Raw genomic sequence first — 14,243 nt, forward strand, 5'->3', positions numbered from 1 at the left:
GCGGGCCGGGAGGGTGCCCGGATCGTGGCAGCGGGCGCGCGCGCTGCCAAGGCGCACCGGCGTGGCGCGCCCGCCGTCACCCGGTCGTCCTGGACCACCCACGGGCCCAGGGTCGGACCCGGACCGCCCGGCCGGCAGAGCCCGACTGCCCGGGTGTCCTCAGTCCCGCGCGGCGGCCTCGCGGACGGCGGCGGCGACGGCCTCGACCCCCTGGGAGGCCCAGAGGATCGAGTAGTGGTTGGTGTCGGGCACCTCCCGGGCGGTGATGCCGCTGGGCTCCAGGCCCAGCTGGGCCAGCCGCACCTCGTCGTAGAGGCCCGGGATCTGGTCGAACATCCCGCGGGTCGCCCACAGCAGGGTGGCGGGCACCGGCAGGTCGGTCGTCGCCTCGAGCACCCGCTCGTTGAGCAGCACGTCGCCGCCGTCCACCCGCACGGCCTCCGGGACGCACGCGCTGCGCAGCGCCGGCGGCTCGCCGACCACGTCGCGAGCCAGGTACGCCGCCACCGAGGGGACGTCGACCCAGGGGCCGACCGCGGGGTGCTGGGACCAGAAGGCCCGGACCGCAGCGAGGTCGGGGAAGGTCATCGACAGCCGGTCGAGGGAGGGGCCGAGCAGGGCGGCCAGCATCGCGTCGACGTCGGCACCGGGCGGCGTCGGGTACGACAGGCCGCCGTCGACCAGCACCAGGCCGTGCACGCGGTCGCGGGCCACCCCGGCGGTCGCCAGCGTCGCGACGTACGCCCCCATCGAGTGCCCGACGAGCACGGCGGTGTCGGCCCCCGCGTCGTCGTCCGCGCCGAGGGAGTCGAGGACGGCGGTGACGTCGGCCGCGTGCCGCTCCAGCCCGTACGGCCCGGGCAGCCCGGCCGACGCGGCCCGGCCGCGCAGGTCCGGCGCGACCACCTCGAACCCGCCGGCCAGCGCGCCGGCCACCCGTGCCCAGGCCATCGCGTTGGCGGTGATGCCGTGGACGAGGACGGCGATGGGCGCACCGGGGGAGTCGGCGGGCCAGTGCAGCGCGGCGAGCTCACCGCCCTCCACCGGGACGCTGATCAGCTCGGGGTCTCGGGCGGGGTCGCTCACGGTCCCCAGCCTGCCCGGGCGGCGGTGCCGCCGCAGGTTCAGGCCCGCTCGATCGCGAACGCCACGAGGAAGCCCAGCGTGGTGATGACGCCGGTCCAGGTGCGGGTCCGCTCGAACGCCTCCGGGATCATCGTGTCGGCGATCATGGTGAGGATCGCGCCGGCCGCCACCGCGGTGATGACCGCGACCGCCTCGGGCGGCGCGTCCCCGAGCGCGGCGCAGCCGAGCAGCGCGGCCAGGCCACTGGCGAGCGCGATGCCGCCCCACACGCCGAAGACGTAGCGGGCCGGGCGGCCGTTGCTCTGCATCCCGGCCGCCGACGAGAGCCCCTCGGGGACGTTGGAGATGAAGACAGCCGCCAGCACCGGGGCGCTCACGCCGCCCCCGCCCAGCAGGCCCAGGCCCAGCACCACCGGCTCCGGGACGCCGTCGAGCAGCGCCCCGATCGCGATCGCCGCGCCGCTGCCGGACTGCTCCTGCTCCGAGGGCTGGTCCTCGTCGGGGTCGTTGCCCGAGCGCTTGCGGTGCCGGGCGCCGTGACGGGCCAGCGCGGCGTTCGCGGCCAGGTAGGCCAGCGCGCCGCCGAGGAAGCCCACGGCGGTCGCGGCCAGCCCGCCGGTCTCGGCGGCCTCGGCCATCAGGTCGAAGGCCACCGCGGAGATCAGCACGCCAGAGCCGAAGGCCATCACCGAGGCGATCACCGTCTGCGGCACCCGCACGAACCAGGCGACCAGCGCGCCGAGCACCAGCGCGCCACCGCCGAGGAGGCCCCACAGGCCCGCTTCCAGCCAGGTCGGCACGCGTCTGCCCCGTCCTGTCGTCGGCTCCGCGTCCCGCGGCTGCGGACGCCGGCGCCGTCAGTGCCCCGGGGTCGGCACCGCCAACCGGGGTGGCCGGTGTGCGCCGGGTGCCACGTGCTCGCGGCCGTCGGCCGTCGACCACCACGGGTCCGCAGGACCGGAGGGCAGGACGACTCCGTCCCCGCTGCGGCGCCGGCCCCACCCCCGAGGGGGACCCGTGTCCGGGACGCCGCAGCCCCTCCGCCACGACAGCGTGGTCCTCCCCGACGGCGTGCGGCTGCACGTCGTCGAGCGGGGCGACCCCGGCGGGCCGCCCGTCGCCCTCCTGCACGGCTGGCCGGACTCCTGGTCCTCCTGGAGCCGCGTCCTCGCCCACCTGGACCCGCGGCTGCGCGCCGTCGCCTACGGTCAGCGCGGGTTCGGCGACTCCGACCACCCCGCCGGCGGTCACCCCCTCGACAGGTTCGCCGACGACCTCCTGGCCCTCTGCGACGCGCTCGGCCTGGGACGGGTGCACCTGGTGGGCCACTCCTCCGGCAGCTTCGTCGTCCGCAGGGTGGCCGAGCAGCACCCGACCGGGTCGACCGGCTGGCGCTCATCGGCTCGGCCGACCGGATGGGCGACGTCCTGGTCGAGGAGGTGCGGGCGGCCGTCGCCGACCTGCCCGAGCAGGTGCCCGACGGCTTCGCGCGGGAGTCCACCGCCGGCACCGTGTACCGCGAGGTGGCACCGGACGTCTCCGACGCGCTCGTCGCCGAGAGCCGCAAGGCACCCGGGTCGGTCCACCGCGACTCCTGGGAGGGGCTGGTCCGCGTCGACGACCCCGGTCGGCTCCGCGACGTCACGGCACCCACGCTGCTGCTGCGGGGCGACGCCGACGCCCTGTTCGACCGCGGCCAGCAGGACCGGCTCCTGGCCGCGCTCCCCGACGCCCGGCTGCGCGTCTACGAGGACACGGGCACTGCCCCGCTGGGAGCGCCGGGAGGACGTCGCAGCCGACCTGGACGCCGTCCTCCTGCCCAGCCGACCTCCCCGCCCGGGACCGTCGTCACCGGTGTGAGCCGGCCGCCGCGCCGGTCACCCGGTCCGGGTAGCTCGCGGTGAACCGCACCATCGCGCAGATGACCACGACCGGCACCACCCAGTCGAGCAGCAGCTCGAGCAGGTGGGCGCCGGGGGTGCCGGTCGCGTCGGCACGGAGGGCGGTGGTGAGGAGCGAGGCCACTCCCATGAGCGTGATGGCCAGGGCCCAGGCCGTGCTGAGCACCCGGTTGATCTTGGTGAACGTCGGGGAGCCCCAGTACTCGCGGGGCGTCGTCTGGCGGGCGTACTCCGCGGTGAACGGCAGCACCGGCACGGTCAGCAGCAGGTACAGGCCCAGGACCACGCCGACCAGCGGCCTGCCCCACTCGAACAGCCACCGGTCGACCCCGGCGCCACCGACGAACCCGGTGACGGTGATGACGGCGAAGAGGACCAGCGAACCCAGGTCCAGGATCTGGGGGCCGTGCCGGCGGCGGTCCCGCAGGACCGCGACGGCCGCCATCGCCGTCGCCAGGAGCGCGCTCCACGCGACGGCGTCGGCGGCGAGCCGCTGCGAGACGACGGAGAAGACGATCCACGGCAGGAAGCCGGTGACCAGGGCCAGCGGGGTCAGCCCGGGCGGCGTCGACCGGCCGGGACGTACGGGTGCCGGGGCTGGGGTCGCGGTCATGGAGGGTGCCCCGATCGACGGGAGGACGGTCCGGGACGGCGGGACGCGGCGTCCCGCCGTCCATGTTCGTCCGGCCGCCCCGGTGCGGACCAGGGCCCTTCGGGCCGGTGCAGCGGCGCCCTACTCGGCGGGGTGGCTGAGCAGGTAGCGGCCGAAGTGCGGGACGGTGAAGGCGATCTGGCCGCGCTCGGCGGAGAAGACCAACCCCTTCTTGATCAGGGAGTCCCGCGCGGGGGAGAGGGACGCGGGCCGGCGGCCCAGCGACACCGCGACCTCCGAGGTGGAGACCGCCGCCCCGGCCGGTCCGCCCAGCTCGGCCATCGCGTGCATGTACTCGCGCTCGGCGGGGGTGGCGCGGTCGTAGCGGGAGCCGAAGAAGCCCACCGCGAGCTCGGCCTCGGCGACGGGCGCGGCCATCGCGACGTCCGCGGCGGTGATGGGGGAGGCGGCGGCGACGTCCCAGGTGACCTTGCCGTAGGCCTGCACGAAGTACGGGTAGCCGTCGGCGGCCGCGTACAGCGCGTCGAGCGCCTCGGGCTCGAAGGTGACCTCCTCCCGCTCGGCCGGCGCGAGCAGTGCCCGGTCGGCGGCAGGGCGGTCCAGCCGGTCGATGCGCAGGTAGCGGAACAGCCGCTCGGAGTAGCTCTTGGACGCCGACAGCACCGCCGGCAGGTGCGGCAGCCCCGCGCCGACGACGATCAGCGGCGCGCCCTGCTGCGAGAGCTCGTGGCAGGCCGCGCAGATGGCCGAGACGTCGTCGCCCTGCACGTCCTGCATCTCGTCGATGAACAGCGCCACGCCCTTGCCGACGTCGGCGGCCAACCCGGCGGCGTCGCTGAGCAGCTCCACCAGGTCGATCTCCATGTCGCCGGAGTCGGCCCGCCCGCTGGTCGCCGGCACGTCGATGCCCGGCTGCCAGCGGTCGCGCACCTTCGCGTCCGCGGTCTGCCGCAGCGCGAACGCCTTGAGCACCCCGAGGACGGCGTCCATCGACTCCTGGTCGGGGTGGCGCAGCTCGCGCAGCGCCATGTGCAGCGCCGAGGAGACCGGCCGGCGCAGCGACTGGTCCGGCCGCGCCTCGATCTTCCCCGTGCCCCAGCCGCGGCCGATCGCCGCCGAGCGCAGCTGGTTGAGCAGCACCGTCTTGCCCACCCCGCGCAGCCCGGTCAGCACCAGCGAGCGCTCCGGGCGGCCGTGCGCGATCCGCTCCAGGACGACGTCGAAGGCCGACAGCTCGTCGTCCCGCCCGGCCAGCTCGGGCGGGCGCTGGCCGGCGCCGGGGGCGTACGGGTTCCGCACGGGATCCATGTCGGGCACCGTATGCGCGCCTCTAGTCCGACCCGTAGAAACACCTAGAGGGTGCGATGGTGTCGTGGTCCCCGCCGCGCGTCGTCACGTCCGGTGCGCGGGCGCCCTCACGGCTGCGGGTCCTCGGCGGCCAGTTGCTGGACCCGCTGCGCCCGCTCCTCGGCGCGCTCCGCCGCGCGCAGGTGCTCCTCCCGGTTGCCCGGCTGAGGGGGGTCGAGCTCGGCCAGCCGCCGGTGCACCGCGGCGATCTCCAGCAGCTTCGAGGCGGCGTTGTAGATGGCGCCCTCGACCGCCTGGTGCTGTGCGTCCAGCAGCGTCTGGGCCGACCAGCCGTGCCCCACGTGGCAGGTGTAGCTGACCGTGCTGTCCGGTGTGGTCTCGTACATGCCGCCCTGGCACTCCGGGCAGCCGAGCGCGGTGGGGCTGCCCAGGTCGGTGACCGCGGTCGGTCCGTCCTTCATCGTCGAGCTCCTGTCCGGGAGGTCGGGCTGCGACAACCCGTCGGGGACGGGGGGAGTCGGCCGGACGAGGCCGGTCACCACGGCCGCGAGGTCGGCGGTGGCGACCCGGCGTGCCCGGCGGACGGCGGCCAGCGCGGCCCGCGGCATCGCCGACACCCGGGCCTCGGCCGGGTCCTGCACCACGACGGCGCCGTCCTGGGCGGCCACGACCGCGGCGCCCACCGCGCCGTCGTCCAGGGCGCCGGAGAGGACGACGGCGACGACGCCGGGACCGAACGCGGCGGCGGCGCTGCGGAACAGCGGGTCGACGGCCGGCCGCTGGCGGTTCTCCCGCGGCCCGCGGGTCAGCCGCACGCGCTCGCCGCGGACGGTCAGGTGGTGGTCGGGCGGGGCGACGAGGATCGCGCCGGGCGTCAGCCGCTGCCCGTCGAGCGCGGGAGAGGCCGGCAACGGGCCGCAGCGGGAGAGCAGGGCCGGCAGGTGGCTGTCGGCGGTCGCCGGCAGGTGGACGACGACCAGGACGGCCGCCGGGAGGTCCGCGGGCAGGCCGGCGACGAGCGTCTGCAGCGGCCCGATGCCGCCCGCGGACGCCCCCACCACGACCAGCCGATCGACCACCGCCGCCCCTCCGCCCGACCGGGCTCCGCCCTGGGGTTACCCGCGGGACGGGCGCCGACGCGTCAGGAGGCGGGGCCGGCCCCGTCGTCCGGACGCGGCGGGAGGGCGCAGGCCGCCGTCCCGCGGGGCAGCCGCATCCGGTTGGCCGCCACCACGCGGTAGACCCGGTCGGCCAGCACCCGGACCAGGGGCAGCTGCAGCAGCCGGCCCAGCAGCGCCCAGCCCGGGCCGGCCGCGCGGAGGGCGGCGGCCACCGCGCGCACCCCGCCGACGACGTCCCCCGTGCGCGGCACCCACAGCACCTCCCGCTGCGCGCGCTCCGCGGTGGTGCCGACGGAGCCGAGGTCGGCGCCCTGCCACGGCACGACCGCGCAGTCGGCGGGCAGCACCCGCCGGGCGACGGCCGCCGAGCGGGTGCAGAACCCGCAGTCACCGTCGAAGACCAGGGCCGGTCGCTGCACGGTCTCCACCTCTCGTCCCAGGACCCGTCCCCCGTCGACCACGGTTCGCCGCAGCGGACACGCGACGACGCGCCGGGCCGGGCGGCGACGATCCCAGGATCACGGGGCGGGGCCCGACGCGACACACAGGGTCCTGGCAGGTGCCGCCGCTAGCGTGGGCCCGGTGCTGAGGTTCCTGGTGAAGGTCGTCCTCATGGCCGGCGTCTTCTACGGCGTCGCCTACCTGCTGAACGGCATCGAGGTGATCCCGAACCCGAACGGGCCGCTCGGCGAGCCCGGCACCTACCTGTGGATCGCGCTGATCTTCGCGGTGGTCAACGCGGTCGTCGGGCCGGTCCTGAGGCTGCTGTCCTTCCCGTTCGTGCTGGTCACGCTCGGGTTGTTCCTGCTCGTGGTCAACGCGGCGCTGCTCGGCATCACCGCCGCGCTCACCGACCGGCTGCAGGTCGACGGCTTCGGCACCGCGGTCGTCGGCGGCCTGCTGCTGGCCATCGGCGGCTGGATCGCCGACCAGCTCACCGAGCGCCGCTGACGGTCGCCGCGCCGCTGTGACGGCGAGCACCTCGCCGGACTAGTTTCGCTCGTATGACCCGCACCACCGGCACGGTCCCGGCGATCCCGGTACCGGCCCCCGCGGACGACGGCACGCCCGCCGCCGCGACCGACGAACTCGCCGCCCTCGAGGCGGAACGCGACGAGAAGCGCCGCCGGCTGGAGGGGGCGGCCCGCGCGGCCCTCGGCGGCGCGCCGGGTCTGCCCGCCGGTTGCGGCGCGGACGACGTCCCGGCCCTGCTGCGCCGCTACTACTGGAGCGAGCCGGCCGCGGAGGTGCTCGACCACGACCCGGCCGACCTCGCCGCCCTCGCGCTGCGGCACCTGCGGCTGGCCGAGGTGCGCCCCCAGGGGGCGGCCACGGTCGACGTCCAGGAGCTGCCCGCCCGGGACGGCGCGGGCTCGCGCGCGCTGGTGCTGGTCGTCACCGACGACATGCCCTTCCTCGTCGACTCCGTGACCGCCGAGGTGGTCCGCCAGGGCTTCGGCCTCGAGCACGTCGTCCACCCGGTGCTGGTGGTCCGCCGCGACGTGACCGGCCGGATCCGCGCGTTCTGCGACAGCGCCGACCCCGGCGGGTGCGGCGCCGACGCGCTCGCCGAGTCCTGGATGGCCGTCCTCCTCGACGGGCCGCTGGACGACGAGGCGACCGGCGACCTGGTCGCCGGCCTGCGCACCGTGCTGGCCGACGTCCGGGCCGTGCACGAGGACGCCGCCCGGATGCGGACCCGCGCCCTCGAGCTCGCCGACCGGCTGGAGCGGACGGCCGTCCCCCAGGAGACCCCCGCCGACCCGGCCGACGACCCCGCCGAGGCAGCCGCGCTGCTGCGCTGGCTGACCGCCGGCAACTTCGTCTTCCTGGGCGCGCGCGACGTCGACCTGGTCCGGACCGACGGCCGGACGACGGCCCGCCCGGTCGCCGGCAGCGGGCTGGGCGTGCTGCGCGGCGACGCCGACATCGCCACCGCCCCCGAGTCCGCCCCGGGCACCACGCTGCTCGCGGTCACCAAGGCCGACGCGCGCTCCACCGTGCACCGCCGCACCTGGCTGGACCTGGTCACGGTCACCCTCCCCGGCCCGGACGGCGGCCCGGCCCGGCAGCACCGGCTGGTCGGGCTGTTCCCGACCGCGGCCGCCGCGCACTCGGTCCGCGACGTGCCGCTGGTGCGCCGCCGGGTGGCCGGGGTGGTCGAGCGCTCCGGCGTCCCCGCCGACAGCCACACCGGCAAGGAGCTGCTCGACGTCCTGGAGACCTACCCCCGCGACGAGCTCTTCCAGGTCGGCACCGACGAGCTGCTGCCGGTCGCGCTGGCCGTGCTGCACCTGCAGGAGCGCCGGCAGACCCGGCTGTTCCTGCGCCGCGACCCCGGCGACCGGTTCTGGTCGGCGATCGTCTACCTGCCCCGCGACCGGTACACGACCGAGGTCCGGTTGGCGGTGCAGCAGCTGCTGCTCGAGCGGCTGGGCGGCTCCAGCATCGAGTACACCGCTCGGGTCACCGAGTCGGTGCTCGCCCGGCTGCACTTCGTCGTCCGCCCGCCGGTGACACGGGGTGGACGGCCCACGCTGCCCGAGGTCGACGTCCCCGCGCTGCAGGACGCGCTGGCCGCCGTTGTCCGCAGCTGGACCGACGAGCTGGCCGAGGCCCTCGCCGCCCGCTACGGCGCGGACGCCGAGCGCCGGTTCGCCCGCGTCGCCGACGCCTTCCCGGCCGCGTACCAGGAGGACTTCCCGGCCACGACCGCCGTCGAGGACCTCGAGCGGCTCGACGGGCTGTCCGAGGGTGAGCTCGGACTGGTGCTGCGGCGTCCGGCGGGGGCGTCCGCGACCGAGCCGCGGCTGGCGGTCTACCGGGTGGGCCAGCGGCTGCTGCTCTCCGACGTGCTGCCGATGCTGCAGCACCTGGGCGTGGACGTCGTCGACGAGCGGCCCTACGAGATCGACCGGATCGGCGCCCCGCTGGCCTGGATCTACGACTTCGGGCTGACCGCGCCGGTCGGCGACCTGCCCTTCCCCGGCTCGCTGCCCGAGCGCTTCACCGAGGCGCTGTCCGCGGTGTGGCGAGGTGACGCCGAGGACGACGGCCTGGGCGCGCTGGTGCTGCTGGCCGGGCTGAACTGGCGGCAGGTGACCGTCGTCCGCGCCTACGTGCAGTGGCTGCGGCAGGCCGGCCTGCCCTTCGGCCAGCGGTACGTGGAGACGACGCTGGCCGCCCACCCCGACGTCGTCGCCCGGCTGGTGGCGCTGTTCGAGACCCGCTTCTCCCCGGGCCGGGACGGCGGGCGGGCGGCGCGCACCGACGAGCTGGTCCGGTCGTTGCGCGAGGCGATCGGCCGCGTGGAGTCGCTGGACGCCGACCGGGTGCTCACCGCGCTGCTCGCCGCCGTCCTGGCCACCCAGCGGACCACCTACTACGCCATGTCCGGCCCCCGGCCCACCCTGCTCGCGCTGAAGCTGCACCCGGCTGAGGTCCCCGACGTGCCCGAGCCGCGGCCGGCCCGCGAGGTCTGGGTGAGCTCGCCGCGGGTGATGGGCGTGCACCTGCGCTTCGGCGCGGTCGCGCGCGGTGGGCTGCGCTGGTCCGACCGGCACGAGGACCTGCGCACGGAGGTGCTCGGGCTGGTCAAGGCGCAGATGGTGAAGAACACCGTCATCGTGCCCACCGGTGCCAAGGGCGGCTTTGTCGTCCGCAGGCCGCCGGCGGAGAGCGAGGGCCGGGACGCGTGGCTCGCCGAGGGGCAGGCCTGCTACCGGCTGTTCATCGGCGCGCTGCTGTCCCTCACCGACAACCTGGTCGACGGCAGGGTGGTCCCGCCCGAGCGGGTGGTCCGGCACGACGGCGACGACACCTACCTCGTCGTCGCCGCCGACAAGGGGACGGCGACCTTCTCCGACCTGGCCAACGCGGTGGCGCTGGAGCGCGGCTTCTGGCTGGGCGACGCCTTCGCCTCGGGCGGCTCGGTCGGCTACGACCACAAGGCCATGGGCATCACCGCCCGCGGCGCCTGGGAGTCGGTGACCCGGCACTTCCGCGAGCTGGACCTGGACGTGCAGAGCCAGGACTTCACCGTGGTCGGCGTCGGCGACATGTCCGGCGACGTCTTCGGCAACGGCATGCTGCTGTCCGAGCACATCCGGCTGGTCGCCGCCTTCGACCACCGGCACGTCTTCGTCGACCCCACACCCGACGCCGCCACGTCCTTCGCCGAGCGGAAGCGGCTGTTCGAGCTGCCGCGCTCCTCGTGGGCCGACTACGACCCCGCGCTGATCAGCCCGGGCGGCGGCGTGTGGCCCCGGACGGCGAAGGCGGTGCCGGTCAGCGAGCCGACGCGGACCGCGCTCGGCCTGGCCGACGACGTCGACACGCTGTCCCCGGTCGAGCTCATCCGCGCCGTGCTGCTGGCGCCGGTCGACCTGCTGTTCAACGGCGGGATCGGCACCTACGTCAAGGCCTCGACCGAGAGCGCGCTGGACGTGGGCGACAAGGCCAACGACGCCGTCCGGGTCGACGGCCGCGACCTGCGGGTGCGCGTGGTGGGGGAGGGCGGCAACCTCGGCCTGACCCAGCGCGGCCGGGTGGAGTACGCGCGCAGTGGCGGCCGGGTGAACACCGACGCCATCGACAACTCCGCCGGCGTGGACACCTCCGACCACGAGGTCAACATCAAGATCGCGCTGGACCGGGTGGTGGAGGCCGGCGAGCTGGACGCCGAGGGCCGCGCGGCGCTGCTCGGCGAGATGACCGACGAGGTCGCCGCCGCCGTCCTGACCGACAACCACGCGCAGAACGCGACCCTCGCGGTCGAGGTGGCCTCCGCGCGCAGCCTGCTCGACGCGCACGCCCGGTTCCTGCGGGCGCTGGAGCGCTCCGGCCGGCTGGTGCGCAGCGTCGAGTTCCTCCCCGACGACCGGCAGCTGGCCGAGCGGCGGCGCGACGGGCAGGCGCTGACCAGCCCCGAGCTCTCGGTGCTGCTGGCCTACGCCAAGCTCGAGACCGGGGACGCCGTCCTGGCCTCGGACCTGCCCGACGACCCGGCGCTGGAGGAGCTGCTCGTCGGTTACTTCCCGGCAGAGCTGCGCCGCCGCTTCCCCGCGGCGGTCTCCGGGCACCCGCTGCGCCGGGAGATCGTCGCGACCGCGCTGACCAACCGGGCGGTCAACGTGGCCGGGGTGACCGGGCTGTTCCGGCTGTCCGAGGAGACCGGGGTCCCGCTGCCCGGGGTGGTGCGGGCGCACGCGGTCGCCCGGGCGGCGTTCGAGGTGGACCGGCTGTGGGACGCCGTCCGCCCGCTGGACAACCGGGTCCCCGCGACCACCCAGGTGGAACTGCGCACCGAGGCGACCCGGCTGGCCGAGCGGGCGGCGCGCTGGCTGCTGCGGCTGCCGGAGATCACCGCGGCCGAGGCCGCCCCGCTGGGCGACCTGACCGGCCGCTTCGCCGCCCCGGTGGCCGCAGTGCGCGCCGGGCTGCCGTCGTGGCTGCTGGGTGCCGAGGCGGCCGCGTTCGCCGAGCGGACCGACCGGCTGCGGCGGGCAGGGGTGCCCGAGCCGCTGGCCGCGGAGGTGGCCGCAGCACCCCTGCTGCCGGCCGCGCTGGACCTGGCGGTCGTCGCCGAGCGCACCGGCGCCCCGATCGAGCTGGCCGGGCAGGTGCACCAGGCGGTGGCCGAGCGGCTGGCGCTGGTGCCGCTGCGCGAGCTGGTCGTCGCGCTGCCCCGCGACCGCCGCTGGCCGGCGATGGCCCGCGCCTCGTTGCGTGACGACCTGGCCGGCGAGCAGGCCGCGCTGACCGCCGAGGTGCTCGGCGGGCGGACGGGGAGCGCCGAGGACGCCGGCGAGCTGGTGGCGCGCTGGGTGGCCGGCTGGGACGGCTCACAGCAGCGGGCGGCCGCGCAGCTGGTCGACATCGCCGCGGGGGACCGGCAGGAGCTGGCCGAGCTGCTGGTCGCCGTCCGGACCCTGCGCGGCCTGCGCCGCCGCGCGTAGCGGTCCACCCGCGAGCCGCCCGAGCGATGAGTACGCCGGCCGACGGCGGTCTGCACCGGCGTGACGGACACGTGGCAGGCGGTGGCGGCGGAGCGGGCCGCACTGGTGGCGGACCTGGAGTGGCTCGGCGTCGGCGCCTGGCGGACACCCTCGCTGTGCGACGGGCTCAGCGTCGAGGAGGTCGTCGCCCACCTGACCGCCGGGGCGAGCTCGGCCTTCCCCCGCTGGTTCGCCGGCCTCGTGCGGTGCCGGTTCGACGTCGACCGGATGGTCGCCATGCGCCTGCGCGAGCAGCTCGGCGCCTCCCCGGACCAGACGCTGGCGCGGTTCCGCAACGTCGTCACCAGCAGGACGGCGCCGACCCGCAGGCACGTCGACGCGTGGCTGGGGGAGGTCGTCGTGCACGGGGAGGACGTCCGCCGTCCGCTGGGGATCGACCACGCGTACGCCGCCGACGCCCTCGAGCGGGTGGCGCGGTCCTACGCCGCGCGCGACTTCACGGTCCCGTCGAAGCGGCGGACGGCGGGACTGCGGCTCCAGGCCTCCGACGGGCCGTTCGCCGCGGGGGAGGGGCCGCTGGTGCGGGGGCGCACCCTCGACCTCGTGCTCGCCATGGCCGGCCGGCCCGTCGCGCTCGACCACCTCGAGGGGCCCGGGCTGCCGGAGTTCGCGGCCCGGGTGGTCGCGCCGTCGGGTCGAGCCCCGTCTAGGGCTGTCTAGCGCCTGGCCGAGAGAACCGCAGACGTCGGTCGAGCGGACGACGGTCGAGGTTCGTCTGCGACTGTCTAACTCGACAGGTAGAGATGCTTAGACGGCCTCAGAGGGGCGGACGGCGCTCGCCGAAACGGGTCGCCCGCTCGAAGGCGTGCCCCACCTCCAGCACCCGCCGGTCGGCCCGCGGCGGCGCGACGACCTGCAGGCCCACGGGCAGGCCGTCGGTGGTGAACCCGCCGGGCACCGAGAGCGCCGGGCAGCCGGTCGGCGTGATGAGCGTGCAGGAGCGCATCCAGGCCAGGTAGCCGGTCAGCGGCTCCCCATCGATCTCGGTGGGGTACTCCTGCTCCACCGGGAAGGGCAGCACCTGCGTCGTCGGCGCCAGCAGGACGTCGTAGCGGTCGAAGAAGCCCACCACGCGCTCGTAGAGGGCCGTGTGGGCGATCTCGGCGCGGGCGACGTCGGCGCCGGTCAGCTCAGCTCCCAGGGCGGCGTTCCAGCGGATCGACTCCTTGAGCCCGTCCGGGTGCTGCCGGGCCAGGTCGCTGAACGTCGCGTCGAACACCCAGGCCCGCAGCGTGCCGAAGACGTCGTCGGAGCCGGAGAGGTCCGGGCAGTCGGCCTCCACGGTGGCGCCCAGCTCCTCGAACACCGCCACGCTCTGCGACAGCACCGACGTGATCGCCGGGTCCACGCGCACCCGCCCGCCCAGGTCCGGCGCCCAGGCCACCCGCAGCCCGTCGAGGCGCTCGGGCAGCGGCGCGGCGAACGGTGCGCCGGGGTCGTCGAGGGAGATCGGCACGCGGCGGTCCGGCCCGGCCATCGCCGAGAGCACCAGCGCGACGTCGGCCACGGTCCGGCCCATCGGCCCCTGTACCGACAGCTGGGACCAGCCCATCGCCGCCGGCCAGGTCGGCACCCGGCCCGGCGTGGGGCGCAGCCCGACGACGTTGCAGAACGCCGCCGGGTTGCGCAGCGAGCCGCCGAAGTCGCTGCCGTCGGCGACCGGCACGAACCCCGCCGCCAGCGCCGCGGCGGCGCCGCCGCTCGAGCCGCCGGCCGACGACCCGTGCCGGTACGGGTTGTGGGTGACGCCGAACAGCGGGTTGAACGTGTGCGAGCCGGCCGCGAACTCGGGCACGTTGGTCTTGCCGACGCGCACCGCCCCGGCTGCGCGCAGCCGGGCGACCACCAGCTCGTCGTCCGCCGGCACGGTGTCGGCGAGCGGGGAGCCCCAGGTGGTGCGCATGCCGCCCGTGGCGTGGGTGTCCTTGTGCGCCACCGGCAGCCCGTGGAGGGGGCCGACCTCCTCGCCGCCGGCCAGCGCGGCGTCGGCGGCGTCGGCGGCGGCACGGGCGCCCTCGGCGTCCAGCGTGACCACCGCGTTGACCCGGTCGTCGAGCGCGTCGATGCGCGCCAGGCAGGCGTCGGCCAGCTCGCGCGCGGACAGCTGCCGGGAGCGGATCAGCGCCGCCAGCTCGGTCGCCGGCCGCAGGCACAGCTCGTCAGTCGTGGTCACCGGGAGACTCTGACACGCACCGCG

The 14,243-nt window shown here is 76.4% G+C and carries 11 protein-coding genes; 4 read left to right on the forward strand and 7 right to left on the reverse strand.

Annotated elements, in window-relative coordinates:
- Nucleotides 1-159 precede the first annotated feature (159 nt).
- Together BLS21_RS21970 and BLS21_RS21975 are read right to left on the reverse strand one after the other, a co-directional pair.
- Nucleotides 160-1,086 carry an alpha/beta fold hydrolase gene (locus BLS21_RS21970; RefSeq protein ID WP_091223517.1) on the reverse strand — a complete coding sequence of 309 codons (927 nt, stop codon included), beginning with the start codon at nt 1,084-1,086 and terminating at the stop codon, nt 160-162.
- A 38-nt stretch (nt 1,087-1,124) separates the two neighbouring features.
- Complete coding sequence (locus BLS21_RS21975; protein WP_091223519.1) at nt 1,125-1,886, reverse strand: ZIP family metal transporter; 762 nt, start codon at nt 1,884-1,886, stop codon at nt 1,125-1,127.
- 271 nt (nt 1,887-2,157) lie between these two features.
- On the opposite strand from BLS21_RS21975, the gene BLS21_RS26480 reads away from it, so the two are divergent.
- Nucleotides 2,158-2,946, forward strand: a complete 789-nt coding sequence (locus tag BLS21_RS26480) for an alpha/beta fold hydrolase (RefSeq protein WP_425431627.1) — start codon at nt 2,158-2,160, stop codon at nt 2,944-2,946.
- On the opposite strand, the gene BLS21_RS21985 is transcribed toward BLS21_RS26480, so the two are convergent.
- From BLS21_RS21985 to BLS21_RS22000, 4 genes are all read right to left on the reverse strand, one after another.
- On the reverse strand, nt 2,935-3,600 hold the full coding sequence (locus BLS21_RS21985; RefSeq protein ID WP_091223523.1) for a hypothetical protein: 666 nt from the start codon (nt 3,598-3,600) through the stop codon (nt 2,935-2,937). The genes BLS21_RS26480 and BLS21_RS21985 overlap by 12 nt on opposite strands.
- A 120-nt stretch (nt 3,601-3,720) precedes the next feature.
- Nucleotides 3,721-4,908 (reverse strand): ATP-binding protein, encoded by a 1,188-nt coding sequence (locus BLS21_RS21990; protein ID WP_091223525.1) that lies wholly within the window; start codon nt 4,906-4,908, stop codon nt 3,721-3,723.
- A gap of 107 nt (nt 4,909-5,015) precedes the next feature.
- A complete protein-coding gene (locus BLS21_RS21995; protein ID WP_091223527.1) occupies nt 5,016-5,987 on the reverse strand; it encodes a chemotaxis protein CheB in 972 nt (323 codons plus the stop codon).
- 62 nt (nt 5,988-6,049) lie between these two features.
- Nucleotides 6,050-6,448 (reverse strand): thiol-disulfide oxidoreductase DCC family protein, encoded by a 399-nt coding sequence (locus tag BLS21_RS22000; RefSeq protein ID WP_091223599.1) that lies wholly within the window; start codon nt 6,446-6,448, stop codon nt 6,050-6,052.
- Between the two features lie 163 nt (nt 6,449-6,611).
- Here BLS21_RS22000 and BLS21_RS22005 point away from each other — a divergent pair, with 163 nt between their 5' ends.
- The 3 genes from BLS21_RS22005 to BLS21_RS22015 are packed head-to-tail and all read left to right on the forward strand — an operon-like array spanning nt 6,612 to nt 12,706.
- Nucleotides 6,612-6,980, forward strand: a complete 369-nt coding sequence (locus BLS21_RS22005; protein WP_091223601.1) for a phage holin family protein — start codon at nt 6,612-6,614, stop codon at nt 6,978-6,980.
- Nucleotides 6,981-7,033: 53 nt separating this feature from the next.
- A complete protein-coding gene (locus BLS21_RS22010) occupies nt 7,034-11,986 on the forward strand; it encodes an NAD-glutamate dehydrogenase (RefSeq protein ID WP_091223529.1) in 4,953 nt (1,650 codons plus the stop codon).
- A gap of 60 nt (nt 11,987-12,046) precedes the next feature.
- A complete protein-coding gene (locus BLS21_RS22015; RefSeq protein WP_091223531.1) occupies nt 12,047-12,706 on the forward strand; it encodes a maleylpyruvate isomerase family mycothiol-dependent enzyme in 660 nt (219 codons plus the stop codon).
- A 97-nt stretch (nt 12,707-12,803) separates the two neighbouring features.
- Here BLS21_RS22015 and BLS21_RS22020 read toward each other — a convergent pair whose 3' ends face one another.
- Nucleotides 12,804-14,219, reverse strand: coding sequence for an amidase (locus BLS21_RS22020; RefSeq protein ID WP_091223533.1), 1,416 nt, complete (start codon nt 14,217-14,219; stop codon nt 12,804-12,806).
- Nucleotides 14,220-14,243 lie beyond the last annotated feature (24 nt).

This window comes from Geodermatophilus siccatus (genome assembly GCF_900103785.1).
Taxonomy (GTDB): Bacteria; Actinomycetota; Actinomycetes; order Mycobacteriales; family Geodermatophilaceae; genus Geodermatophilus; species Geodermatophilus siccatus.

Bases quoted from the DNA above. Each gene is read 5' to 3' on its own strand.
- BLS21_RS22010 (WP_091223529.1), top strand. From the start codon at position 7,034: ATGACCCGCACCACCGGCACGGTCCCGGCGATCCCGGTACCGGCCCCC.
- BLS21_RS21990 (WP_091223525.1), bottom strand. From the start codon at position 4,908: ATGGATCCCGTGCGGAACCCGTACGCCCCCGGCGCCGGCCAGCGCCCG.
- BLS21_RS21985 (WP_091223523.1), bottom strand. From the start codon at position 3,600: ATGACCGCGACCCCAGCCCCGGCACCCGTACGTCCCGGCCGGTCGACG.